This window comes from Sulfitobacter sp. 1A13496, assembly GCF_043557225.1.
In the GTDB taxonomy this organism is placed as follows: domain Bacteria; phylum Pseudomonadota; class Alphaproteobacteria; order Rhodobacterales; family Rhodobacteraceae; genus Sulfitobacter; species Sulfitobacter faviae.
The window spans coordinates 333,714-357,588 of record NZ_JBIFFP010000003.1 but is presented as its reverse complement, the minus strand read 5'-3'; the positions used below and the strand labels follow the sequence as shown (position 1 = coordinate 357,588).

Sequence of the window (23,875 nt, the reverse complement as noted above, 5' to 3'; positions counted from 1 at the left end):
TAACCACCATTCTTCAGTCTGGTAGGTTGGGCTCGTTCCTGCCATTCGCTGCGGTCGCCCACCCAAACGGCGCTGAGGTTTGCAGGCCAACGTCGGCTTGGCGGAAAAGCAGACATCTTCTGACTTGCTGTGACCAGCAGGACATTTACCTTCGCAAACACAGGTATGGGAGAATGAAACTGTGCAGAAAATAGCGACATCCAATCCGAATTTCATGATCCAACACGCTTCTCCGGATGATGCGGGGCTTGTTGTCGAATACATGAAAAAACTGGGCGCCTATCAAAAGATGTCGGACAAGATCACGGCAACTGAGGCTCAGATCAAACGGCTTCTGAATGAAAAACTGGGCGAGGCGCTGTTTGGATACTACAAGGGCGAAATTGCGGGCTTTGCCTATTTTTGCCAGAAGTCATCTGCATTTACTGGACGGTCAGGAATCTATATCGATGGATTCTTCGTGGATACGAAAGTCCGCCATCAGGGTCTTGGCAAGATCATTATGGGGTATCTTTGCTCTCTTGCCCTCGAGAGAAACTGCGAGATGATGGAATGGGGGGTTCTGGACTGGAACAAACCCACCATAGAATTCTACAGAAGCCTTGGCGCCTATAGCGTAGACGAGATGACGATTTTCAGGTTTACGCCGGACGATCTGAAATCAAATGCTCTGGCATTCGAGGGCAAGCCATAACCATCTGTGATAGACGGTTTGGGCTCCTTCCGGACGTTCTCCGCAGCGCAGTATGGGCCCAAATCCGTACATTTTTGTCACCGGCGCTTACCACCGTATTTGTCCCGTGTGTTGTGACCATATGTTTTTGTCCAACAGGAGACATTCGTGGAGAGCGCAGCGAAATCCCGGTATGAGCCCAAACTGACTACGCTGGACGTAATATGCTTTGCAGCCGCAGCATGGGCGTGCCTCTCGCTCCCCGGCCCTAAGCCGACCTTCACGCCTTGCGTAGCAAAGGTCAGCTTCGAGCCGTTAGTGACCGTGCCGAGCTCGAAGCTATTCCCAGTGGCAGCATATACTCACTCTTAGCATCTGAGGCTTGCGCCTATTCCTACAGGGTGTGCTAAGCTTAGCCGTGTCTACGAACTGAAGGAGTTCCTATGCCCATCCCGAAATCATTGCTGTTCACATTCGCAATCACCAGCGCTGGTTTAGCCGCCTGCACAGTACCTTCGATGCCCGAAGCACCTGATGGCGCGAGGTTTTTTGCGAAGAACTGTGTTTCCTGCCATGGAATGTCGGGCCGTGGCGACGGTCCTTCCTCGGCAGGGCTCGATCCAAAACCGACGGATCTCACGTTGTTGGCCCGTGAAAACGGAGGCTCTTTTCCCCGCGCCCGTGCATTGAGCTATATTTATGGTGACCCTGAACAAGGGCATCTCGCCCGGGTGATGCCTCAATTCGGAGGTGCTATGGCAAATGATACTGTGCCAATTGCGGTGGATGGTGTGATGACCCCGACGCCAAGAGTCTTGGCAGGACTTCTGGCGTATCTGGAAAGCGTACAGCGCTGATAAAAGAACCACTTTCAGCAAGGTTTTCTCGACCTGCGCGAAAAGCTTGCTGGCGAAATCTGACCTAACCCTGAAGCGACGCATGACCGGCGACATCGGCGGACCTCTCGGGATCCTTAGCAACGCCTGCAGCTGGCGCTGCAAGGCTCGTCACCTTTTATTCCGATCACCCCAGTCCGCCCTTTTTGGCAAACAATACCCTGCGCAATTGAGTTCTCTTTCGGTATGAGGATCGAGGTAGGAAGTACGGCTGCTGACTCCTATTTTAGAGCCATGCCGTTCCGAACAGGAGCAAACTGGTTAGCACGCCCAGGACGGGAATAATGATAGGCACATTGAAATGCTGCGGTACAGTGCCACCCCGCATCTTCAGCCTTATCAATGCAGAATTCACGAGAACGAAGACCAAGAGAACGATCTGCGACGTGCGTTCGGCCAGTGCTTCGATCGGCAATGCTAAGGTCAATAGCATGATGATGCACATCACCACGACCGTTGCAGAAACCGGAGTTTGGGTTCTTGGCCAGACCGTGGCCAAGGCAGCAATCAGGTGCCCGCGATCCGCCAGACCGTAGAGCACCCGCGACGCCATGATCATTTGGATTAAGACACCGTTGACGGTGGCAACAATTGCAACAATGGCAAAGCTCTGCTGGACACCTTTTGGGGCGGCCTCAAAAACGAGAGCAAGCGGGGCGGAAGATGACGCCAACCTGCTGAGCGGCACGGCTGTAAGTACCGCGGTTGTTGTCGCGAGATATAGCAAGGTTGCGATGGTCAGGGTCAGAACAATAGCCTTAGGCATGGTCGAAACGGGGTCTTTAACCTCTTCCGCAACGTTCGCCATATCCTCAAAGCCCACAAAAGCGAAAAACGCCAGTAGAGAGGCTGCGCCGATTCCTATCCAATGTGGTCCAACAAGGGGCGGCAGCATATCAACAAGATCGACCCCGAGAGGTTCAGAGATTCCGAAACCCCAAACAGCCACAAAAATTAGGCCGCCGATTTCGATCAGAGTGATAATCGCAGCGCAATAAGCCCCATCAACACTACGACCACTACCGTCAGCACCCACTGTGGCGCTGCAAACAACCCCTGAAGGTATGACGCAGCCCCAATGGCGACAGCTGCTGCAGAAACCATCCCTGACAACGCAACTGCCAGACCCACCAAAGTCGCCATCGCCCCCGAGCGGAAGCCAGCTTCGACGTAAGCCGCTTCACCTGCACTAACGGGGTATCGGGTTGAGAGCTCTGCGTACGAAAAAGCGGTAAAAGCGACAACTACAGCAGCGATCAAGAAAGAAACTGGGGCGTAGGCACCGGCTTCCGCTGCTGTTGTTCCCACGAGTACATAGATGCCTGCCCCGACTGTGACGCCGAGCCCATAAAGGGTGAGCAAGGGGGTGGTCAGTGCCCGGCGCAACTTTTCTGTTTGGTTCCCGCTGTCGGAAAAGACGTCATGCGTTGTCACCGTAAAGAAATCCTCTCAAAGTTCGTTAAACTGGTCGTAGAATTGCCCACCTGCCCCGGATTAGATCCGGTCATTCGCCGCGCCGTCAACGAACTGGGAAAGTGCGGACGAAGCGGTCATAGGCGCATGAGACGCCCTCTACGCATGGAACAACGTTCCTACAAAAAACGCAATTGCGGCGGCCATCCCCCCAATCACCACAGTCTCGCCCGCAGATTGCCACCAGGGGCTGAGAGACCAGACGCTTTTCAGCGCGCCGATCGCGAAAAAGGTCATCATGGTCAGCGCGGCCGAGACAGAAAATGCGTTGCCCAGTCCGAGAATGAACGGGAATAACGGCACGATTCCGGCCGCCAGGAAGGCCAGAAAGGTGGTTACGGCGGATTTCACAGGATGTGGATCGACACCGCTTAGCCCGTATTCCCCTTCCATCATCAAGTCGATCCAGCTCTCGCGATCTTTCGTGATCGCATCGGTAGCCTGGTTCAGAACATCGCCCCTCAGGCCCTTTTGGGCCAAGATTTCTCGAACCTCAAGACGTTCGCCTTCGGGGTAGTTTTGTATGTGAAGCTCCTCGATTTTGCGGATGCGACGCATGTTGTCGAGTTCGGCTTTGGTGCCTGAATAATTGGCCGCCGCCATGGAAAACCCGTCGGCCAGGACGTTCGCTATTCCCAGCGCAATGATAATGAAAGGCGAGAGCCCGGCTCCAGCAACACCCGCGACGATGGCAAACGTCGTCACCGCTCCGTCAATTGCGCCGTAAACAGCGTCGCGCAGCACACCCCTACCCGGGGGGGCTCCGATTCGCTTTGCGATTTCTTGCTGGCTATGGCCGTGCTCAGACAATTCGAACCTCCTGAGAGATCAGTATAGGACCAAGGGGTCGCCCAGCTTTGATTCAAATCATAAGCCATGTCCGTTTCGGGATCTGGAGACGTCATACAAAGGGGCAGCGATTGTCCCTAAACATGGTTCGCACGCCAGTCATTCCCAAAGCTGCCTTTCGGGGTCTATCTATTGTAGCGGCACTGCACTCGCCAAAGCTGACCTTGGGCCCAGTGCCATTGCTGCTAAACGACGGCGATGTTCGCAATATTTTCCGCGCCTATCAATCGGCATTTTTTTGCTTGGGAGGCTGTGTCTTGCCGGTAAATTAGCGCAAGTATCGTCTCACGAGCCCTCGGATCGCCGAAAGCGTGAGTATCTTTGCTTAGTTACCGGCTTTCTGTGGCTTCTGAGTTGGTTCGGCGGCGTTCTCACTTTCGGTTTCGGTATCAGAACCAGCAGATTCGCCTTCGGTGTTCTGGTTTTCCGCCTCCGCCGACGATGACGTGTCAGACGCGTTGCCCTCGATCAAGGACGTATCACCCGATGCGCCATCGGTCGCTGTGTCAGTCTTCTGATCGCTGCTCGATGTCGGGCTCTGCATCTCATCTTTCGATGATGTGCCGGAGGATCCGGCATTCTGACTACCCGCTTCTGACAGGTCTTCGGGCGGGAGGCCGCCAGATTCCTGCAACGAATCCACCAAGTCGGCGCTGTCGTTAATGTCGCTGTCGATCTCGGTTACGCCCTCATCTTCGGCGTCGGACGACATGTCGCCTCGTTCATTCTCTTCGGCGGGCTGCCCGGAGGAGTTTGAATTTGAAGTTTCCGCTTGGGAAGCGACCGGATCATCGCCGTTGCCAGTATTTTCCTGCGTGCCTTGCATCTCGCGCGTGGCGGTTGATTCGGCCTCCGAATGACTGTCTTCCGACCCGTTGCTGTTGTTGCCGCCCGCAGAAGACCCCTGACCGTTTTCCGCGGCTGAGATCCGCTCCTCAATCTCCAACAGCTTGTTGGAGCGTTCTTCTACATTGCTGGTAAGGTCCGTTACAATTTTCTGGATTTCGTTTCGCTGCTCTTGGGCGTCAGCGACATCGGTTTCCAGGGCGGTCTTCCGCTCGGTCATGCTGGCGAAGCTATGCTCAAGCTCCGCTTGCCGGGCCTGCATGTCGTTCAGGCTGCTTTCCAGGGTTGCGACCTCGTCTCTCAAATTCGTTTCCTGCGCCCTCAGAGACTGGAGCTCGCTTTCGCCGGTGGAGACTTCTTCGGCGAGCCGCGCGTTGTCCTCACTAAGTGTTGCGAGGCTTTCCTGAACTTCGGCCTCACGCGCCCGAGCTTCTTCGACCCGGGTATTTATGTCGGTCAACTCCTGCGTCTGGGAGACAATTTGACTTTGGATGTCTGCCTTGCGGGTTTCAAAGCTGGTCATTTCTTCACGCATCGACGAGATCTGCTGCTCCAGCTCATTGTTTTGCTGCTGCTTCTGCGCCACCGTTTCGTCAATGGAGGTCTGCTGTACGATCAATTCGTCAAGCTTCGGCTGCAAGGTGTCGATGTCCGACTGGATGCCGTCGCGCTGCTCCTGCAGGGACTGGGTCTCCGTTTCCAGCGATGCGAGCTCCGCCTGCAATTCCTCGACGCTTCCGGCTGCTTCCTGCTGCGTGCTGATAGCGCTTTGCAAGCGCGAGATAGTGCGGTCGGTCTGCTTCTGAAGTTCTGCAGTGTCGGTGAATGCATATAAGGCAGCCCCCCACCCAACGACTGCCGCCGCCGCGATCCCGATTGTCTTTACATCCCAAGTTGAGCTTTTGTTCTCCGCCATGAGAAACTCCCCCTCCGGCCGAGCCGATCTCTGAAAAACTGTATAGGGCTGGAACGCGTCAGGCGGGTGGAAGTTCCGACCCCCGGGGTGCGCCGGTCCCAGCCTCACGGGGGGGCATCGTCGGGGACTGGCATGAAACGCGTGCCCCCTGTCGATCACTCTGAAGCATTACGCGTGGCGGGAGGCTGCGCTCAATCTTTCGCAGAGTGAGTTCATGAATGTATGGCAGGGGTCAAGAAGCCGGCGACATTGCACACGTTGCGACACAGTTTTGCCACCCACCTTTTGGAGGCAAACACCGACGTGCGGGTTATTCAGGTGCTGCTCGGCCACGCCAAGCTGACGACCACTGCGCGATACACTCATGTGGCCACCAAGACGATCCGCGACACTGTCAGCCCCTACGAGATGCTGGCCAAATTGCAGGATCAGACGGTGAAGCGAAGTCTGGAGTGACCGGGCGCCGGGGTGCCCCGGACCGAACTGGAGATTGCTGATATCTTCCGCACCCATGGTCCTGCGTGGCGGCTGGCCAATGCGGGGCATGTCAGCCTCTCCCAGTTGAAGGTGATGTCGTCGATCGAGGCCTGCCGGACTGAGGCTCTTGGCGGGCATGTGGCTGGCTGTGCCACATGCGGCCACCATCACATCGCTTATAACTCCTGCAAGAACCGACACTGCCCGAAGTGCCAGGGACCGGCCGCGCGCGACTGGATGGAGGCACGGGCCGAGGATCTGCTGCCCGTGGAATATTTCCACGTCGTCTTCACCCTGCCAGCTGAGATCGCGCAGATCGCCTATTGGAACAAGAAGGCGATCTATGGCTTGCTGTTCAAGGCGTCGGCCAAGACCATCATGAACATCGCGGCCGACCGCAAGCGCATGGGCGTGCGAGTGGGCATGACCAGCGTGCTGCACACATGGGGATCGGCACTGACCCATCATCCGCATATCCATATGATCGTCCCCGGCGGCGGCCTGTCGCCGGACGGCACCAAATGGGTCGCCAGCAAGCCTGGGTTCTTCTTGCATGTGCGCGTGCTGTCGCGCCTGTTCCGCCGCCTCTTTCTGGACGGGCTCGTGGCGCTGCACCAAGCCGGAGACCTGGCTTTCTATGGGGACTTGGAGCGGCTGGCGCTGACGGACGCCTTCACCACCTGGCTCACCCCTTTCCGCAAATCCGAATGGGTGGTCTATTCCAAGCCGCCCTTTGGCGGCCCAGAGGCCGTGCTTGCCTACCTGAGCCGCTATACTCACCGCGTCGCCATCTCAAACCACCGCTTGGTCAGCGCTGATGCCGACACCGTCGCCTTCCGTTGGAAAGACTACCGCCTCAAAAATGGGGACCGCCAGAAGATAATGCGCTTAGCCACGCCTGAGTTCATCCGACGCTTTTTGATCCACGTCCTTCCTGACGGGTTCCACCGGATCCGCCACTACGGCCTGCTGGCCAGCAGCGCTCGCAAAGCTAATCTCACAAAAATCCGCAAACTGCTCTGCGTCCAACCACCAGATCAGGCAGATGTCCAAGACGCTGAGCCAGACGTCACCCCGCTCACGCTGCGTGAACCATGCCCATGCTGCGGGGGACCCATGCGCATCATCGAGATCTTTCGTCGCGGGCAGAAACCGATGTCACGCGCGCCACCACGGGAGCAGGCCGCATGACCGACCGCCTGTCACAGATCATCAACCCACGCTGGCTGCTCCGTGCAGAACCGGACCAAGCCACCTGCGCCGATCAGGTATCAGCAGGTTCCCAAACCACAAATCCACCCAGCCCGGCGGGCAGCGCTTGGCGACTGGGCTGGGAAGTCCGCATCTGCAGCCTCGTGCAAAAGGCCAAACGGCCCGCTGAAACAGCCGTCGTCTCGATCGTCAGCGAACTTTACCCATAGCATCACCAAGACCCTCGCGGCTTCGACCTTGGGAGGTTTTCCAACGCGGGTCGTCCGCCCAACAAGACGCGAACCTCACGCCGCGACCCGCATCAGAAAACCTTCACCTTAGCCGACCTTGATGATGTCTGCAGCGAATGACGGCTTCGAGCCCCAGCTGACCGCATGAGGGACGGAGTTCTTCGCGGTTGCGCCAAAAGCTTGGCCGGCACGGTCGACCCTTAGCAGATCTTCACCGATTATACCTTATGATACGGTGCGGCACGCCAAACCGGACATTGCCCACACCCATTATTGAGAAGTTATAGAAACCGTAGCGTCTACCGAAATGCATTAAAGGTCGGAAACTGGCCAAGTGAAACGTGCTGCCACGCTGTTCGGCATCTCAAGATGTTTATGCACCAGGTTCTTCGCCGGCGTTGTTTCCACCGTCTTTATGGCCAAACAACGCGGCACCCTGATGGGCATTATCTGAGGTTTCAAACTCAAGGCTCGAGTGGGTGATGCCGAAGTCATCCGCGAGCTTTTTCTTGACCGCCTGCTTTACAGCTTCAAGGTCCGTCCAATCTCGCCCCATCAACACTACATGACAATCAAGCGCCACCTCATGCTCCTGCATCTGCCAGAGATGGACGTGATGCACATCCCGGACCCCATCGACATCAGTCATCGCGTCGACCACTGCGCCTGCATCCATGTCAGGCGGGCTACCCAGCATCAGCATACGGATCGGACCGCCGATTTCAGTGAGTGCCAGATAAAGGATATAAAGCGCGATACCGATGGTGATCGCGGGATCAACCCAACGCAGGTCGTAAAGGATGATGAGCGTGCCGCCGATAATCACCGCGACCGAGGCCAGAGCGTCTGACAGGTTATGCAAGAACAATGCCCTGATGTTCACGCTACCCCTTTGCATCGAATAGGTCAGCAGCGCCGTCATCGTATCAACCACCAGCGCGACCCCGCCCAGAATGACCATCGTCCAGCCCGCCACTTGCGGCGGATCAATCATGCGCATCCCGCCCTCGTAGATCAGATAGACCCCGACAAGAATAAGCGTGGTGTAGTTGATCAGCGCGGCAACGATTTCGATCCGGCCATAGCCAAAGGTCATCCGCGCATCTGCCGGACGCCGTGCGATTTTGCGAGCCACAAAGGCGATCACCAAGGAGGCCATGTCTGAAAAATTGTGAAGCGCGTCCGCGATAAGGGCGAGCGACCCCGCAAAGACACCGCCCACGATCTGCGCCACAGTCAGAAGGGCATTCGCCCAGATGGCCAGTGATACTCTGCGGTCCCCGCTTTCGGGGTCAATATGGGCGTGATCATGTGCCATGCGCGCTTCCTGCTTGTTTGGTCCAAGTCCGCTGCGATTTAGGCAGCCTCGTAGCTTGTGAACACCTCGCTGTTGCCATCGCGAGCAATCAGATAGACATCATAGGCGTCGCGCTCACTCTCCGGCCCCATCCCCGGCGAACCATAGGGCATCCCCGGCACGGCAAGGCCGATGGCATCCGGGCGCTCGGCAAGCAATTTACGGATGTCGGCGGGCGGGACGTGCCCTTCGATCATATAGCCGTCAATCTTTCCGGTGTGACAAGAGGCCATGTCCTGCGGGATGCCGTTGTCTTGCTTGTATTTGATCAAGAGCGTTCCCAAGCTGCGCTCGGTCGTCACGGCAAAACCCTCGTTCTCCAGAATCTCGATCCACGCCGAACAGCAGCCGCAGTTGGGGTCTTTCATCACGTGGATGGCGGGCTTGTCTTCGGCCCATGCCGCAAATGGTGCGGCGGCGGCAAAGCTTGCGGAACAGGCCAGCAGGCTGCGTCGTGTGAGGGTCATGTAAAATCCTTCCAAAGGTTCAGACTGTCGTTTCGTTGGTTGCATGGGTTGTAGGGCGGCAACCGGGCTCGGCCAACCGCTCGGCGGTAGTTGACCGGAAAAACAGCAGCCGCAGGGCGTTGAGCGTTACCAGAACAGTCGCGCCAGTATCCGCCAGGATCGCAATCCAGAGGCCGGTGATGCCAAGCACCGTGGTGACAAGGAACACGGCTTTCAGCCCAAGCGCGATGGCGATGTTCTGCCGGATATTGCCCATCGCGGCGCGGGCGAGACGGATCTGGCCGGGCACATCTGTCACCCGGTCACGCAAGATCGCGGCATCGGCAGTCTCGAGCGCCACATCGGTGCCGGAGCCCATTGCGACGCCCACGTGCGCTGCGGCCAATGCAGGGGCATCATTGATGCCGTCGCCGATCATCATGACCTTCGCCTCAGCCGTGAGGTTTTGAATGGCCGCAACCTTATCCTCCGGCATCAATTCAGCGCGGTGGTCGATGCCCAGCCCCTCTGCAATGGCCGCAGCGGTGCGCCGGTTGTCCCCGGTGAGCATCACCGATGAAATACCCAAAGCGTTCAATTGCGCCACTGCTTCTGCCGCATCGGCGCGGGGTTCATCGCGAAGAGCAATGAGGCCTTGGGCCTCGTTATCGCGCAAGACAATCACCACGGTCTTGCCCTGCGCTTCGAGCGTCTCGACCTGGGCGCGCAAAGTCTCTGACAGCGCCCCGCGTTCTGCCGCCAAACGCGGCGAGCCGACGCAGATGGTTGCCCCCGCGATCACCGCCTCGGCCCCTTTGCCGGGCAAGGCGCGGGACTGTGTCGCTGCGGCGGGGTCGATGTCGCGTGCCTCAGCCGCACCGCAAATCGCTTGGCCGAGCGGGTGGCTCGCACCGTTCTCAACTCCAGCGGCGAGGGCCAGAAGATCGGCTTCATTTCCCACAAGCACCTGAACATCAGTTACGCGGGGCTTGCCGTGGGTCAGCGTTCCAGTCTTGTCAAAAACCACATGGGTGACCCGCGCCGCCGCTTCGATCACTGCGCCGCCCTTCATCAGCAACCCGTTGCGCGCCCCGGTGGACAGGGCCGAGGTGATCGACGCAGGCACCGAGATCACCAGCGCGCAGGGGCAGCCGATCAGCAACAGAGCCAGCGCCCGATAGATCCATTCGCCCCAGGCGCCACCAAAGACAAGCGGCGGCACCACGGCCACTAAAGCGGCCATACCGACCACGGCAGGCATGTAGACGCGGCTGAACCGATCGATGAAGCGCTCGGTCGGCGCGCGGGCGCTCTCGGCCTCTTCCACCAGCCGCACAATACGCGCGATGGTGTTGTCCGCCGCAACCTTTGTGACTCGGATGCGCAGCAACGCTTCTGTGTTGATCGATCCGGCAAAGACATCCGCACCCGGCTCCTTAAGGCGCGGCACGCTTTCGCCGGTAACGGGGCTTTCGTCTACGCCCGAAGTTCCGCTGACCACCTCGCCGTCACAGGGCACCCGGTCCCCGGGGCGCACCTGCACAATCTGGCCGACGCTGAGCGCCTCTGCCGCCACCTCCCGCGTCTTGTTGCCCACCTCAAGCCGCGCCGTTTTCGGCACCAGCTTGGTCAGCGCACGGATGCTGTTGCGGGCCTTCCCGGCAGAGACACCTTCCAACAATTCGCCCACGGCAAAGAGAAAGACCACCAGCGCGGCTTCTTCCGGCTCTCCGATCACAAGCGCGCCACTGGCGGCGATGGTCATGAGCATTTCGATTGTAAAGGGCATGCCCACCCGCGCCATGGCAAAGGCCCGGCGCGCGACGGGAATAAGCCCGATCAACGTGGCGATGACAAAGCCCCAATGCGAAACCTCAGCAGGCAGGACAAGCCGCGAGGCCCATGCCATTGCGAGCAGAGCGCCGCTGCCGAGGACCAAGCGGCCTTTCGCGGTTTGATACCAAGCGGGGTCTGGCATCTCTTCGGGCGCATGCGCTTGAGGTGATGCCGCTGTCCCACCGATCACTGCATCGTCCGGCAGGATGAAACCGCCCTTCGGCCTCTCTGCCTGTGCCCCCTTTGGAGAGATGCCAAAACCGATGCCGCGCACGGCCTTCTCGATCCGCTCGGGCGAGGTCTCATTCTTATCCAGCGTCAGGCACAGCCGTTCTGACATCAGCGCGACATCGACATCCGCGACCCCGGGCAAGCGCTCCACCGCGCCGCGCACCTTGGCCGCGCAGGCGCCGCAGTCCATCCCCGTGACGCGCCATTCCCGTTGTGCTGTGCTCCCGTCCGTCATGTCTGCTTCCAATCCGATTCACCGTCAGACACAGAGATACGACCTACAGCAACTGTAGCTTCAAGTGGTTTGTTTAACTTTTCTCCTCCCGATCATCCTTCTTTGCAATAGGCTGCGAGAATGGCCGCGTGGCGGAACGTGATACAACGATTTGCAGAAATCTCAGCGTTGAGTGTCATCCAGTTCACGAACTGCCGGCTTGTGCGACACCCTTCAAAAAACCTACAGAGACTGTAGAATGAAAGGGGTCAGATATGCTCGCGATCGGCACACTCGCAAAACGGACCGGCACCAAAGTGCAGACGATCCGGTATTACGAACAGATCGGTCTGATGCCCGAGCCCGGCCGGACCGAAGGCGGCCAGCGGCGTTACGGCGATGCTGAGTTGGACCGCCTCTCCTTCATCCGCCATTCCCGCCAGCTCGGCTTTTCGCTCGAGGCGATCCGAGAGTTGTTGGACCTCTCAGACACGCCAGACCGGTCCTGTGCGCAGGTCGATGCCATCGCCCAAAGGCAACTTCGCGACGTCGAGGCGCGGCTGGTGCGGCTCGAGGCCCTCCGCGTTGAATTGCTACGCATGATCGGTGCCTGCAATGCGGATCGGGTGGCTGATTGTCGCATTCTTGAGGTGCTGCGCGACCATGAGGAATGTCTTGCCGATCACGGGCCCACCGCCTGATGCCCGCTGCCCCCCCCCTCTATCCGCTTGCGGCATTGGCAAATACATTAGGGTGTTTCCCGGTCTGAGAGTTGCAAGAGGTTGCCGCTGTAGCTGGTGTCAGGGCTGCTGAGCCTGCTTTCGGCAAAGCTGACCTTTGTGCAATTTGCAGCGAGTGTCTGGTTTCCGCCCTCTCCGCCTCGACTGCTGCCGGCCCTCAACGGACCTTCGCCAGCTTGATCATCTCTGCAATGCAGCTTCTCCGAACCAGTCATCAGTGGCATCGTGCAGCATGGTCTGGCGGCTCAAGGTCAGCAGTGCGGGATATAGGGGCATTGGGCTCGGGACCGAGAATAGGTCTGCTGAGGAATTTCTACGGCGCCAGCTTAATCCACGGACAATTCTTTGCGGATCTTTTCCGTGCTGTTAGACCTCTTCATGCGGAGGTGCAGGATGGCCGATAACGACGAAGACGAGAAGCCGAAGAAGATCAAGCGGCGCCGGGGGAATACCCTTGAACGATGGGAGGTCGCGCTCGTGAAGGCGATGATCGAGCGCGGCCATTACAGCGATCAGGACATCCTGGCCTATTTCACTCGCCCGACGCGGTCGCTGAATGGTCGGACGATCCACGAAATCCACATAGGCAAGAAGCACAAGGCGACGAAAGCGGCCGATCCCGAGGAGCTCGACGCGTTTCTCGCGACGTGGCCGGACGTGGACCTCGAAACCGGCCTAAGCTCACGTGGCGACGAACTCCTGATCAAGAGCAGGGAGGCGATGATCGCAGCGGTCCACATCTTCAATTCGGCTGGGCTCATGTTCCGCGCTGAGCTGTTCATCACGACCGCGGTAATCGCATGGACCTATTTGCTGCACGCCTACTACAAGCGAGAGGGCATCCCCTACGTCTACAAGGACAATAAGACCGCTCACGGCGCCGATAGATATTGGGACCTCACTAAATGCCTAAGCACTGGAAAGTGCCCTATCTCTGAAGGCGCCAAGACTAATCTGAAGTTCTTGATCGACCTTCGACATGAGATTGAGCATCAGTCAACGAGTCGAATCGACGACGCGATCGGTGCTGAACTCCAGTCCTGTGCGATCAACTTCAACGATGCGCTCAACGGCTTGTTCGGCAAGCAGTTCGGCCTTGAAAAGAGGTTGCCGATCGCGCTGCAATTCGTGTCATTCGGGCCGGAGCAGCGGAGTGCCATGAAGAAAGCGTCGTCGCTGCCTGCTCACGTCTCATCTTTCATCAAAGCGTTCGAGCATGGTCTCACTGACGAGCAAGTGAAAGACCCCGCATTCCGGTTGAAAGTCGCTTTCGTGCCGGTCGCTGCGAAGAAAGCAGCCGGCGCCGATGTGGCGGTTGTTACGGTCAAGCCCGGCAGTGAGGAGGCGGAAAAGGTTGGGGACGTGATCTTCAAAGAGGTCAATCGCGCTCGATACATCAGAAAGGATGTCCTGACTTCAGTAACGAAGGCCGGCTACCCGAAGTTTGGCCCGGGGGACCATACTGCACTCATGCAAAAGCTCGAAGCTAAGAACCCGGCAAAGGGATATGGTTGCGAGGGCGACTACAAGGGCACTTGGGTCTGGTATGACCGCTGGATCGAGCGCGTCATCGAGCATTGCAAGCAGGGAGGTGATCGCTATCGGTGATTGAGAAACGGTTGCTGTGATCTGAGCCAAGATCGTGATCAGGCTGGCGAGCGAAGAGGTGTCGAGGTCTGACTTCGGACCTTCTGACTGGCCCATCTGAGGCTTGCGCGCTACCGTTATGACGGGAGATTTTCTGCATTGGCACACAAGCTATTCCATCGCAACATGCGCTTTCTTTAGCACGGACAGGAGTTTGAATGTTTTCCAAACGACATGGGTTTGCGAGCGCTCCACCAATTTTATTTCGGCATGATGCGCCGGAAGGTTTGAGGTTTGGGGTAATTCAGGCCGCATACGATCACCTCAGATACGATCTAATACGGACATGTATCTGCCGGGTTTTGCGTGCGTCACCCGACCGCGGAAATTGGAGCGAAATCCCAAATATCCGCGACGAGGTAATGCGCCTTATTGAGAACGCCGAATGGTATCAGGTCTACGACGTGATCGAAGGGCTGGTGGGGTTCCTTGAAAGCACTCGAGGTTATGACGCCGCAGTGCAGTTCGCGGCGCAGATCAACGACCTTTTCGTCGACACCGGCGCTGGCTGGCAATTGAAGCCCGGCGAAGGGGTAGTTCTCCGAGGCGATGCTGAGTTCGAAGAGGCGGTGGAGAGCGCGCGGACTTCGTTGAGCCAAGCGAATTACGGCGTCGCCGAGGGTGAAATCCGCGAGGCCCTTCATGACATATCGCGCAGGCCCGAACCCGATCTGACAGGTGCCATTCATCATGCACTTGGTGCGCTTGAGTCAACTGCCAGGTATATTAGCGGCAGCGAAAAGCCCTTCAACGAGGCGGTGACTCTGGCTGGCGTTCCGAAGCCACTCGATAGCGCGTTGTCAAAGCTTTGGGGCTACTCTTCAAATTTCGGACGCCATGTCAGCCCCACGAATGTGCCATCGCTTAATGATGCGACACTCGTTGTCCATCTTTCAAGCGCGATTTGCCGTTACCTCGTGGCGGAACGACAGTGAAGGGGCTTCTTGATTTCGCAGATGAGCGCCACAAAGCATGGTGCATCTACTGCGGCGCAGTCTTGGCAAATGTCGAAACCAACCTCGATCATATTCCATCGAAGAGCATTCTTGATCGACCCTTCCCAGAAAATTTGCCGACGATCCGCATCTGCCGATCATGCAACACCTCTTTCTCCAATGACGAGGAGTATTTCACAGCGTTCCTCGGATCTGTTCTTGCAGGGACCGCTGACCTTGATCACCGGGTCGTCGAAAGGGCCGAGAAGACGTTGAGCAAGAACTTTCGCTTGCAAGACGAGATTGAGGCTCAGCTTCGGGTCGAAGAAGATGTCGATGGGAATCACCAAGTGACATTCGTGCCTGACATCGACCGCATCCGCAATGTAGTCATTAAGAACGCTCGAGGGCACGTATTGTTCGAGCACGGTCAGCCGGCTCGAGGCGAACCGGCCCACATCGCCATAGAGCCACTGCAAATCCTGACGCCTGAGGCGGTTAGGTCATTCGAAATGATCGACTATGGCCCGGGATGGCCTGAGGTTGGAGGTCGGCTGATGTCGCGATTGGTCATCGGCGGGGACATGGGTGCTGACGGATGGGTGATCGTCCAACCGAATGTGTATCGGTTCGCTGTCGTGGATAACAGTCAGTTCGTCGTGCGAACAGTGATCCGCGAGTATCTTGCCACAGAGGTCGTCTGGGACCGGTAAGGCAGACAGCATGCAGCCAGCACGGCCCGTTCGTTCTGAACCGCGCCAACTATCTGGGGGCTAATTTCAGGGCGGCAACGCGGCAAGGTTTTCAGTATCCAGGGCGGCATAGAAAATAGTCTCGACTTCCCGGCGGGTATGTATCCGCTTCTGCGAGTGGTGTGCGTTGCAATCGCGTGTGCGGCGAACTACCGCTCTTCACCCTTCCTGTCGATGAGACCGGCATCGATCGGGACGGCCCGGCTGAATGTCTGCTTTTTCGGATCGTCTGGGGTGGATTAGCACGTGCGGCGAACTTCCGGAATCCGCCCAATTCCGAGCGGCGAGGCGCCTTGATGGCGGTTAACTGTCGGCGAAAGTACGTTATGCTCAAGGCCCTTGGCAAATTGAAAGTTAGTCTCGCAGATCACTTCGATTGGCCAGTGCAGCAGCAACTTGTTCTGCGATCCCCACTTCTCGCGAACTGAAAGCCGGATCGCCACGCAAGTAATTGATCGTGCCGAGAACCGAACCATCGAGGACGATGGGCACGTTCAACACAGCATTGAGCCCGAGCCCCAAGATGGTTTCATGGTCCGAAAATGCCCATCTGATATCAGCGGCCCCGAAACCCAGGTTGATCTCCCGGTCGATCAATACCTTCTTGCCCCACTCCGTATCCCGCTTTGGTTTGCGACCGCTGACAGGATAGCTATCGGGCAAGGTAGAGTGTAGGCGTTCCACCTCCATCGTCGCGGCGTGGAAGCGCATCGCGGTGAATAACTCATTTTTGAGAGCTTTATCACAGAGGTCAAGAGCCTCCTCCAGCGGGGTGTTCTGATCAACGATGCGTTTGCAAATGTCCGTTGTCATGATTTCGCTCCAGTCTTGGCCATGCCCGCGCGCCGAGGGTCTGCAACTGCGTCCACGCTGGACTCGTCGCGCAGGGCGATGCAGATCCCGCCTGCCATCCAGGTTCGAGCGGGCCATTCTTCGAGGTCGTGTCCGCGTGCGCGTAGCTCCTTGGCCTGCTCCAGTGGCAGATCGGCTTCGTACAGGACCTTGTTGGGGTGAACGTCATGTGGCGCGAAACTGCCGGGATAGGCATAGGAAGCAACGCGGGGCGCCTCGACCGCCACGCGCGGAGCCTGTCCGTGGTCCAGCAAGCCCAGCAATACCTGCGCCATGGCCTGAACCTGCACATCACCGCCGGGCGTGCCCATGGCGAGCCAGGGTTTGCCATCCTTCAGCCCCAGAATGGGGTTCGGCGTCAGTCGCGGCCGCTTGCCTGGAGCGAGGGCGTTGAGATGGCCGGGGATCGCCCGGCTCTGCGACCCGCGCGAGGAGACCGACAGTCCAGTACCGGGGATTACGACGGTGTCGTAGCTCGGATCGCTCGGGGTGGCGGAGAAGATGTTGCCGGCGCCGTCGATCACGCTGACATGCGAAGTATCGGCGCAGCCCACTTCGAAAATCGGGCGTTCGCCTGACGTCGCGGGAGCCGGGGCCGCGGGGGCCGGCAGCGGATCGGAGGTCTCCTGAATGCTGCGCAGCCGGTCGGCGATGAAAGCAGGTTCCAGCAGCGCCTCGGGGGCGAATTGCATGTAGCGGGGGTCGGTGACATGTGCTTCGCGGTCGGCAAACACGCGTTTCAGCACCTCGAGCAGGAAATGCAGATTGATCTGCTCCCCGTCGCGGGTCGCATCGGGGCCTGCCTGTTCCAGCATGGCAAGCGTCTGCGCCATCGAAATGCCCTGACACCAAGCACCGCAACAGTGAATCTGCGTGCCCCGGAAGTCGACGGCGAAGGTTGGCTCTTCGCGGACCTCGTAGGCGGCAAGGTCTTCGGCCCGCAGTAGCCCACCGTTCTCGGCGTGGAAAGCAACAATCTTTTTCGCGACCGGACCGGTATAGAAAGCCGCTCGGGCGGCGGCCAGACCTGCGCGCCGATCACCTCCCTCGGCACGGGCAGCGCTTTCCGCATCGATCAGTAGCTGCAGGGTGTTTGCAAGGTCGGTCTGGACAAAGCGCTCTCCGACCTTCGGCGGGCGGCCTCCGGGCAGGAAGATCGCCGCCGTTGACGGGAAGCGCGCGTATTTCTCCTCCCGTGAAGCGATGAAATCGGCCAGCAGCGGATAGACCTCGAAACCGTCGCGCGCGGCTTGCACCGCCTCTTGGGCGGCATCGCCGAAACCGAGGGTGCCGTGAGCCGCCAGGACCTTGATCCAGCTTGCCGGTGCGGCGGGAACGACGGTGCGCAGCAAGCCCTCGGGCACGTGGTCGCCGTGATCGCGCTGCATCTGCACCACGTCCGCGGCCTGCGGCCAGACCCCGACACCGTCATAGCTCGTCACATGCTCGCGGCCTGCGTCATAGAGGATCACCGGCGCGACTCCGGCAAAGGACACCAGATCGGGCTGCACGACGGCCAGCGCAATCCCGGCGGCAACCCCGGCATCCACAGCGTTGCCGCCTGCGCGCAAAACCCGCTCCGCGGCCCCAGTGGCAATGGGATGTCCGGTGGCCACTGCCCATTCTTTGCTCATCTCCACCCCCTCAACGCTGTAATATATGCCTCATACAATTATTAACTACGTAGTTGACAAGTGCAATACCCCTCGTTCTATGATAGTTGTATGGAGAGCCCCTCAGATAGACTGTCCCTCGAGACCTTGGTCGCCGCATGGGAAGACACGGCCCCCGATGGAAAGGGCCGGCCCAAGTACCTGCGCCTGAGCGAGGCGTTCACCCGCTGCATTCAGGACGGCACCTTCGCGCCCGGCGGCCAGCTTCCCGGCGAGACCGAGATCGCCGCCGCGCTGCCCATCGGCCTGTCCACGGTGCAAAAGGGCCTGTCGCGGCTGGTCGAACAGGGGCTGATCGTGCGCCACCGCAAGCGCGGCAGTTTCATCGCCGACGCGCGTCATCAGGTCCCCGAGGTCCATGTCTACCGCTTCCGCGATCCCGAGACCGGCGACTGGAAGATGCCCTATACCCGGGTGGTCGAGATCCAGCGCCTTCCCACCGCCGAATCCGGGCCGCTGCTCATCGGCTTCGAGGCCGAGCAGGTGATCCGCATCGACCGGCTTGTGTGGGTCACCGGGTCGCAACCGGCCTTCGGCACCATGTACCTGCGCTGCGACCACGCCGAGGCGCTGCTGTCGCGCCCCTTGGAGGAGCTGCACGGCATTTCCTATCACCGCATGCTCTGGGAGCAGTTCCAGATCCGCACCGCCAAGGTCCGTCACGAGGCGCGCGCCGACCTGCTGTCGCGGCAGGCCTGCCAGCATCTCGACCTCGCCGCGCCGCATGTGGGGATGATCTGGGACGCCCATGAGCATGACAGCCAGGACAGGCTGCAACTGATCCAACGCTTCGAATTGCCCCGCGGCCACCGCCCGATGGAACTGGTGGAGAGCAAACCGGGCTTCTGACGACCGACAAGACCGAAAACCAACCAAGAAACAGTGGAGTGACCATGAAACGTATTCTGATGACCACCGCCGCCACCGCCCTGCTGGCCGCCGGGCCCGCGCTGGCCGAATGGAACCCGGACGGCCCGATCCGCCTGTGGATCGGCTATGGCGCCGGCGGCGGCACCGACGTGCAGGGCCGGACCCTCGCCAAGGAGATCGAGGCCAAGCGTGGCTGGCAGGTGATTCCGGAAAACAAGGCGGGCGACGACGGCACAGTGATGTCGGCGCAGCTCAAGGAGGAAGCGCCAGACGGCCAGACCCTGGGCTTCGCGATCACCACGACCTATGATTTCGCGCCGATGAATAGCGACAACCTGTCGCCGGAGGATTTCACCTATATCACCACAACCGCAGGCTCGCAGATGGCGGTTCTGGCGCGCGCCGAGAGCGGCTGGAAGACGCTTGATGACCTTGAAGCCGCCGCCGCCAATGAGCCGATCGTCTGGGCCAACTGGGGCACGCAGGTCGAGGCCGGCGCCGAGATCGTCGCCCGCGCTCTTGGGATCGACGTGAACCACCTGCGCATGAAGGGTGGCCGTGGCACGCTCAATGCGCTGGTGTCGATGGACGCCAATGTCGCCTGGGGCGGCGGCGTACAGAAGCCGCTGGTCGAGGCGGGCGAACTGGTGATCCTCTCCTCCGCCGAGACCGGCCCGGTGGCGCTGGCCCCGGAGATGCCGACGCTGATGGATCAAGGCATCGACCTGAACCTTGGCTACCAGTACATCATCACCGCCCCCGCGGGCATGTCTGACGAAATCCGCGACGAGATCGGCAGCGTCATCGCCGAGATCCTCGCCGACCCCGAGAGCGAGACACGCCAGTTCATCGAAAAGCAGTATCCACCGGCGCCGATCGTGACGCAGGGCGCGGAGCTGCGCGAGCAGATCCTCTCGACCTATGAGGCCAACGTCTCGATGATGAAAGCACTGGCCGAATGACCCGAGGTCCCGTGGATACCGATGAAAGCGCCCCCTCCGGGGGGCGCTGGAACCTTTGGCTGGGCGGGGGCACGCTAACGCTTGTCGCGCTTTGCCTGCTGGTCTGGTTTCCGCGGGACATCAGCAGCGGATTTCTCAAGAAGAGCCTGACCGGCAATACCATCCCCGGAGACGCCTTCTTTCCCACGCTGCTGGTTCTGCTGATGGTGCCGCTGGCGCTCTTGCTGATCGCGGGAGAGCTGCGCGCCAAAGGGCTTAAGGTGGGAGAGCCCGTTGGGCGTATCGGCCTCGACAACCTCTTGTTTCTGGCCCGTGCTGGTTTTGTCACCGCCGCATCGCTGACGCTGATGACATGGGGCGGGCCGCTGGTGGTCTGGGCCAGCAACGCCGCGGGCCTCACGGATTTCTCTGGCTACCGCGCGGCGTCGGGGCGGTTTCCCTACAACGTGGCCGGGTTCTTTATCGGCGGCACGGCGTTGAGCGCCAGTTACATCTACATCACCCGCCGCGCGCTGCGGACGCGCGATCTCGTGGTCGCCATGCTCACGACCGCCTTTCTGATCCTGCTGTTTGCCGGGTTGCTCGACAACATCCAACTGCCGCCAAACGCCGACCTCTGAAGGACACCCCTTGGACCTCTTGCTGCAATATCTCGCGCTCGGAATCAGTTCCGTCTTCACGGCCGCCGATGGTGGCCTGTGGCTCTTGCCTATGGGCATGGTGCTGACCGGGGTCGTCATCGGCATCCTCGTGGGCGCCACCCCGGGGCTCTCGGGCCCCTTCGCCATGGCCATCGCCCTGCCGGTTCTGGTCTCGATCTTCGGCTACGGGAACGAGGCACTCTATCCGGTGCTGGGCTGTCTTTTGGGCATCATGAAGGGCGCGACCGTGGGCGGCGCGGTGCCAGCGATCCTGTTCAACACCCCCGGCACGCCCGATGCCTTCCTGACCACGGTGGACGGCTATCCGCTGGCGCAAAAGGGACAGGGGCGCCGGGCGATCCAGACAGCGCATTTCGCCTCTGTCGTGGGGGACAACTTTTCCGACCTCGTGCTTTTCATCGCCGCCCCTGTGCTCGCGGTTGCGGTGGAGCGGGTGCTGGACCTGCCCGAGAAATCGGCCCTGATCATCCTGTCGCTCTGCTTCATGGCGGCCGTGGTCGGCAAGGCCCCGTTGAAAGGCCTGATCGGCGGCCTTCTGGGGATGTTCGTCTCGCTTGTCGGCACCACGATGTCGGGCGACGGGCCGCGCATGACGCTTGGCATCCCCGAGCTGGGCGGCGGGCTGCCGTTGACCTCCTGCGTGCTGGGCGTGCTGGTCCTCTCGGAAGTACTGATCGCGGTCGAAGACATGCGCCGCGACCGTGCCGCGGCCAAGGGGCCGGTCTCCGCCCCTGAAATGGGGCCGAGGCTGAGCTGGGGCGAGCGCTGGCGCATGATGCCGGCGATCCTGCGCGGCGCCGGGATCGGCACGATGATCGGCGCGCTGCCGGGGATCGGCACCACCACCGCCGCGACCCTGTCGCATGACACCGCGCGGCGCCGCTCAAAATCGCCCGAGACCTTTGGCAAGGGCGCGATCGAGGGGGTGGTGGCGACGGAATCGGCGAACTCGGCCGTCTCCGGCGCCAATCTGATCCCGGTGATGAGCCTCGGCATCCCCGGCAATTTTGCCGCCGTCTTCATCATTCTGGCGGTGGAGACCATCGGCGATTTTGCCTTCGGGCCGCAGGTTTTCCGCTTCACCCCGATCAAGGAGATCGAGGGGTTCGACACGATCATGAACCGCGATCTGGTTATGGCCTTCGGCCTCTTCACGATGATGGCAATCGCCAACCTCTGCAACTGGAGCGTCGGCAGTTTTCTAATGGGCCAGCTGGGCCGTCTCATCCGTATTCCGAAGGACGTGATGTTGCCGGTGATCCTGACCGTCTCGCTCACCGCGGCCTATGTGCAGGACGGCGGCTATGTCGGCCTGCTGAGCGCCTGCGTTTTTGCCGTAATCGGCTACGTGCTGCGACGGCTGGGGATCTCGATCCTGCCCTTCGTCATCGGTTTCCTGCTGGCCCCGGCATTGGAGGGGCTGATCCGTGGCAGTTTCACCGCCTCGGGCGGCGATCCGTGGTTCCTGCTGAAATCCCCCATCGCGCTTGTGATGCTTGCGCTGTCGGTCTGGCTGCTGGTGCGGATGTTTCGGCAAAGCCGTCCGCAAACCTAAATTCTTCGATGAGAGTATGCGAGCATTCTGTGTCAGTTGAGATGTGAAGGCCTGATCGTTTCTTTGAGGGTTGACCTGATCAATATGCTCAGGAAGCCCAAGTGCTCCATTTAAGTATGTGTAGGCGTTTGCGAAGGCACTTGGACTTGTTCTTCTGGGCAAATTCACCGTTCGATACGGCCGCGGGCACTCCTTGGTTTCGCTCCTTCTGGTCGGTGATGCCCGAGACACGTCCGGCCCACTGCGGTCATTCGTCCGACTGGCCGCGTTGCGTCGCAGCTTCGCCAAACCGGACATCGGTGGCATCCAGCAGCAAGATCTGGCACGCCAAGGGCAGCTCCCCGGGCAGAGCGGTCATTCGCCTTTTCAGTAGGCCAGTAATAAAGCAAAATAGTCTTTTGGCCCGCACGGGGAGTTCCGGAATGAAATTTGGTCTGTCGTTGGCACTGATCCTGGTCGCAGGGCCTTCTCTTGCTCAAACCGTTCCGGGACTTGCCCATCTCCGGGACACATCCGACGACGCACGTCCTCTGTCCATGTCGATCTGGTATCCGTCCGAGGAAAAAGAATCGGGCACTGTCGGCGGAAATCCTGTGTTCGAGGGGGTTGCAGCAGCACCTGATGCGGAGTTCACGCAAAGCCCGCTTCCGCTGGTGGTCATATCACATGGCGGCCTGCGATCCGCGACTGACTCAGGTGCTTGGCTCAGTTCCTCCATCGCACGGGCAGGCTTTGTTGTGGTCGAAGTCAATGCGCCGCGCCCGGACAACGCCGAAGCTGCTGTGAACGAAATCTGGCAAAGACCCCAGTATATAAGCCGCGCGATTGACTTGGTGCTGGCCGACTCGACTTGGGGGCCGCGAATTGATGAAACCACAGTGTCAGTCGCGGGATTTGCACTTGGCGCGACCGCTGCCCTGTCCGTCGTCGGAGCGGAGCTAGATGTCGCCAGCTACCTTCACTCTTGCGCGCCGGACAGAGAGCCGCGCGGACCGGATTGCGGGTGGTTTGCGGCCCAGGGAGTCGACATGTCGGCCACCAACCTGGACGGCCTAACTGGAATGGCGCGAGACCCCCGCGTGACTTCGGTGATAGCCATAAACCCGGAATACTCGGAAGACCTGGGCTCTGCGCCCGCGGATGTTCGGGCGCTATCGATTTCCCTCGGCCAGCTCGCGCGCACATCGGCTGATGGGCAGCAGGCTCCGTCCTTTGCCATGCCCCAAGCGTCGGTATTCGATGCCTTCGCCGTTTGCACGTTCGCCGGACCGAAGATCCTGATGGAGGAAGAAGGTGATGCATCGATCTGTGGTGTATCTTCGGACGCACGCCGGGCGATCCACCAGGACGTCTCTAACGCAGTCATATCCTTCCTGAATGGCAGCCCTGAATAAGCTGGGGCGGACCGTCAGACCGGCCCGAAGGAGACATCCACAAGCCAGCCTTGATGCTGTGGTAGCAGCCCGCATTGCAGTCATGCGTCTACTGCGCGAGGTGTAACCAGGCAGGATACGGAACAAGGCGATATCGCAGTCGACGAACAAGGATCGCGCTTCCGGCCCCTACAATGT

20 protein-coding genes and 2 pseudogenes are annotated in these 23,875 nt (G+C 59.7%); 14 read left to right on the top strand and 8 right to left on the bottom strand.

What is annotated here, in order from left to right; translation table 11 throughout:
* The first annotated feature begins 214 nt into the window (after positions 1–214).
* Both ACGYLX_RS10465 and ACGYLX_RS10460 read left to right on the top strand, forming a co-directional pair.
* Complete coding sequence (locus ACGYLX_RS10465; protein WP_394393635.1) at positions 215–694, top strand: GNAT family N-acetyltransferase; 480 nt, start codon at positions 215–217, stop codon at positions 692–694.
* Between the two features lie 422 nt (positions 695–1,116).
* Positions 1,117–1,530 (top strand): cytochrome c, encoded by a 414-nt coding sequence (locus ACGYLX_RS10460; protein ID WP_241962936.1) that lies wholly within the window; start codon positions 1,117–1,119, stop codon positions 1,528–1,530.
* 265 nt (positions 1,531–1,795) lie between these two features.
* On the opposite strand, the pseudogene ACGYLX_RS10455 reads toward ACGYLX_RS10460, so the two are convergent.
* The 3 genes and pseudogenes from ACGYLX_RS10455 to ACGYLX_RS10445 all read right to left on the bottom strand — a co-directional run bounded on the left by ACGYLX_RS10455 (position 1,796) and on the right by ACGYLX_RS10445 (position 5,653).
* Positions 1,796–2,877, bottom strand: a pseudogene (locus tag ACGYLX_RS10455) (APC family permease).
* Positions 2,878–3,141: 264 nt separating this feature from the next.
* A complete protein-coding gene (locus tag ACGYLX_RS10450; protein WP_394380792.1) occupies positions 3,142–3,852 on the bottom strand; it encodes a VIT1/CCC1 transporter family protein in 711 nt (236 codons plus the stop codon).
* Positions 3,853–4,216: 364 nt separating this feature from the next.
* Complete coding sequence (locus ACGYLX_RS10445; protein WP_108640274.1) at positions 4,217–5,653, bottom strand: hypothetical protein; 1,437 nt, start codon at positions 5,651–5,653, stop codon at positions 4,217–4,219.
* Between the two features lie 222 nt (positions 5,654–5,875).
* On the opposite strand from ACGYLX_RS10445, the pseudogene ACGYLX_RS10440 reads away from it, so the two are divergent.
* From ACGYLX_RS10440 to ACGYLX_RS10430, 3 genes and pseudogenes are all read left to right on the top strand, one after another.
* A pseudogene (locus ACGYLX_RS10440) lies at positions 5,876–6,109 on the top strand (tyrosine-type recombinase/integrase); the annotation flags it as partial.
* Between the two features lie 12 nt (positions 6,110–6,121).
* On the top strand, positions 6,122–7,321 hold the full coding sequence (locus ACGYLX_RS10435; RefSeq protein ID WP_394393632.1) for an IS91 family transposase: 1,200 nt from the start codon (positions 6,122–6,124) through the stop codon (positions 7,319–7,321).
* The gene (locus ACGYLX_RS10430; protein WP_394393629.1) at positions 7,318–7,551 is read left to right on the top strand and encodes a hypothetical protein; all 234 of its coding nucleotides are present in this window, start codon (positions 7,318–7,320) and stop codon (positions 7,549–7,551) included. The genes ACGYLX_RS10435 and ACGYLX_RS10430 overlap by 4 nt, the downstream gene beginning before the upstream one ends.
* A 394-nt stretch (positions 7,552–7,945) precedes the next feature.
* On the opposite strand, the gene ACGYLX_RS10425 is transcribed toward ACGYLX_RS10430, so the two are convergent.
* From ACGYLX_RS10425 to ACGYLX_RS10415, 3 genes are read right to left on the bottom strand one after another with little or no spacing between them, the layout of a single operon-like run.
* Entirely contained in the window at positions 7,946–8,890 is a 945-nt protein-coding gene (locus ACGYLX_RS10425; RefSeq protein WP_394393627.1) for a cation diffusion facilitator family transporter, read from the bottom strand.
* Between the two features lie 38 nt (positions 8,891–8,928).
* Entirely contained in the window at positions 8,929–9,396 is a 468-nt protein-coding gene (locus tag ACGYLX_RS10420; protein WP_271693710.1) for a DUF411 domain-containing protein, read from the bottom strand.
* A gap of 19 nt (positions 9,397–9,415) precedes the next feature.
* Entirely contained in the window at positions 9,416–11,677 is a 2,262-nt protein-coding gene (locus tag ACGYLX_RS10415; protein ID WP_271689176.1) for a heavy metal translocating P-type ATPase, read from the bottom strand.
* A 254-nt stretch (positions 11,678–11,931) separates the two neighbouring features.
* Between ACGYLX_RS10415 and ACGYLX_RS10410 the strand changes: the two genes are divergently transcribed.
* The 4 genes from ACGYLX_RS10410 to ACGYLX_RS10395 all read left to right on the top strand — a co-directional run bounded on the left by ACGYLX_RS10410 (position 11,932) and on the right by ACGYLX_RS10395 (position 15,691).
* Positions 11,932–12,357, top strand: coding sequence for a helix-turn-helix domain-containing protein (locus ACGYLX_RS10410; protein WP_243265542.1), 426 nt, complete (start codon positions 11,932–11,934; stop codon positions 12,355–12,357).
* 432 nt (positions 12,358–12,789) lie between these two features.
* Positions 12,790–14,004 (top strand): DUF3644 domain-containing protein, encoded by a 1,215-nt coding sequence (locus tag ACGYLX_RS10405; RefSeq protein ID WP_394393625.1) that lies wholly within the window; start codon positions 12,790–12,792, stop codon positions 14,002–14,004.
* Between the two features lie 197 nt (positions 14,005–14,201).
* Positions 14,202–14,978 (top strand): AbiJ-NTD4 domain-containing protein, encoded by a 777-nt coding sequence (locus ACGYLX_RS10400; protein WP_394393624.1) that lies wholly within the window; start codon positions 14,202–14,204, stop codon positions 14,976–14,978.
* A complete protein-coding gene (locus tag ACGYLX_RS10395; RefSeq protein ID WP_394393621.1) occupies positions 14,975–15,691 on the top strand; it encodes a hypothetical protein in 717 nt (238 codons plus the stop codon). Before ACGYLX_RS10400 ends, ACGYLX_RS10395 begins: the two co-directional genes overlap by 4 nt.
* Positions 15,692–16,084: 393 nt before the next feature.
* On the opposite strand, the gene ACGYLX_RS10390 is transcribed toward ACGYLX_RS10395, so the two are convergent.
* Both ACGYLX_RS10390 and ACGYLX_RS10385 read right to left on the bottom strand, forming a co-directional pair.
* Entirely contained in the window at positions 16,085–16,543 is a 459-nt protein-coding gene (locus ACGYLX_RS10390) for a GAF domain-containing protein (RefSeq protein WP_394393619.1), read from the bottom strand.
* Positions 16,540–18,216 carry a gamma-glutamyltransferase family protein gene (locus ACGYLX_RS10385; RefSeq protein ID WP_394393616.1) on the bottom strand — a complete coding sequence of 559 codons (1,677 nt, stop codon included), beginning with the start codon at positions 18,214–18,216 and terminating at the stop codon, positions 16,540–16,542. The genes ACGYLX_RS10390 and ACGYLX_RS10385 overlap by 4 nt, the downstream gene beginning before the upstream one ends.
* A gap of 90 nt (positions 18,217–18,306) precedes the next feature.
* Here ACGYLX_RS10385 and ACGYLX_RS10380 point away from each other — a divergent pair, with 90 nt between their 5' ends.
* The 5 genes from ACGYLX_RS10380 to ACGYLX_RS10360 all read left to right on the top strand — a co-directional run bounded on the left by ACGYLX_RS10380 (position 18,307) and on the right by ACGYLX_RS10360 (position 23,698).
* Positions 18,307–19,104 carry a GntR family transcriptional regulator gene (locus ACGYLX_RS10380; RefSeq protein WP_394393614.1) on the top strand — a complete coding sequence of 266 codons (798 nt, stop codon included), beginning with the start codon at positions 18,307–18,309 and terminating at the stop codon, positions 19,102–19,104.
* A gap of 44 nt (positions 19,105–19,148) precedes the next feature.
* Entirely contained in the window at positions 19,149–20,087 is a 939-nt protein-coding gene (locus ACGYLX_RS10375; RefSeq protein ID WP_394393612.1) for a tripartite tricarboxylate transporter substrate binding protein, read from the top strand.
* Entirely contained in the window at positions 20,084–20,707 is a 624-nt protein-coding gene (locus ACGYLX_RS10370; RefSeq protein WP_394393609.1) for a hypothetical protein, read from the top strand. Before ACGYLX_RS10375 ends, ACGYLX_RS10370 begins: the two co-directional genes overlap by 4 nt.
* Positions 20,708–20,717: 10 nt before the next feature.
* Entirely contained in the window at positions 20,718–22,304 is a 1,587-nt protein-coding gene (locus tag ACGYLX_RS10365) for a tripartite tricarboxylate transporter permease (RefSeq protein ID WP_394393606.1), read from the top strand.
* 422 nt (positions 22,305–22,726) lie between these two features.
* Complete coding sequence (locus ACGYLX_RS10360; RefSeq protein WP_394393604.1) at positions 22,727–23,698, top strand: alpha/beta hydrolase family protein; 972 nt, start codon at positions 22,727–22,729, stop codon at positions 23,696–23,698.
* The last annotated feature ends 177 nt before the right edge of the window (positions 23,699–23,875 follow it).

Excerpts from the sequence above, each read along its gene's own strand:
- ACGYLX_RS10465 (WP_394393635.1), top strand. The coding sequence starts at position 215 with ATGATCCAACACGCTTCTCCGGATGATGCGGGGCTTGTTGTCGAATAC.
- ACGYLX_RS10460 (WP_241962936.1), top strand. The coding sequence starts at position 1,117 with ATGCCCATCCCGAAATCATTGCTGTTCACATTCGCAATCACCAGCGCT.
- ACGYLX_RS10445 (WP_108640274.1), bottom strand. The coding sequence starts at position 5,653 with ATGGCGGAGAACAAAAGCTCAACTTGGGATGTAAAGACAATCGGGATC.
- ACGYLX_RS10430 (WP_394393629.1), top strand. The coding sequence starts at position 7,318 with ATGACCGACCGCCTGTCACAGATCATCAACCCACGCTGGCTGCTCCGT.
- ACGYLX_RS10425 (WP_394393627.1), bottom strand. The coding sequence starts at position 8,890 with ATGGCACATGATCACGCCCATATTGACCCCGAAAGCGGGGACCGCAGA.
- ACGYLX_RS10420 (WP_271693710.1), bottom strand. The coding sequence starts at position 9,396 with ATGACCCTCACACGACGCAGCCTGCTGGCCTGTTCCGCAAGCTTTGCC.
- ACGYLX_RS10415 (WP_271689176.1), bottom strand. The coding sequence starts at position 11,677 with ATGACGGACGGGAGCACAGCACAACGGGAATGGCGCGTCACGGGGATG.
- ACGYLX_RS10410 (WP_243265542.1), top strand. The coding sequence starts at position 11,932 with ATGCTCGCGATCGGCACACTCGCAAAACGGACCGGCACCAAAGTGCAG.
- ACGYLX_RS10405 (WP_394393625.1), top strand. The coding sequence starts at position 12,790 with ATGGCCGATAACGACGAAGACGAGAAGCCGAAGAAGATCAAGCGGCGC.
- ACGYLX_RS10400 (WP_394393624.1), top strand. The coding sequence starts at position 14,202 with ATGTTTTCCAAACGACATGGGTTTGCGAGCGCTCCACCAATTTTATTT.
- ACGYLX_RS10390 (WP_394393619.1), bottom strand. The coding sequence starts at position 16,543 with ATGACAACGGACATTTGCAAACGCATCGTTGATCAGAACACCCCGCTG.
- ACGYLX_RS10385 (WP_394393616.1), bottom strand. The coding sequence starts at position 18,216 with ATGAGCAAAGAATGGGCAGTGGCCACCGGACATCCCATTGCCACTGGG.
- ACGYLX_RS10380 (WP_394393614.1), top strand. The coding sequence starts at position 18,307 with ATGGAGAGCCCCTCAGATAGACTGTCCCTCGAGACCTTGGTCGCCGCA.
- ACGYLX_RS10375 (WP_394393612.1), top strand. The coding sequence starts at position 19,149 with ATGAAACGTATTCTGATGACCACCGCCGCCACCGCCCTGCTGGCCGCC.
- ACGYLX_RS10370 (WP_394393609.1), top strand. The coding sequence starts at position 20,084 with ATGACCCGAGGTCCCGTGGATACCGATGAAAGCGCCCCCTCCGGGGGG.
- ACGYLX_RS10360 (WP_394393604.1), top strand. The coding sequence starts at position 22,727 with ATGAAATTTGGTCTGTCGTTGGCACTGATCCTGGTCGCAGGGCCTTCT.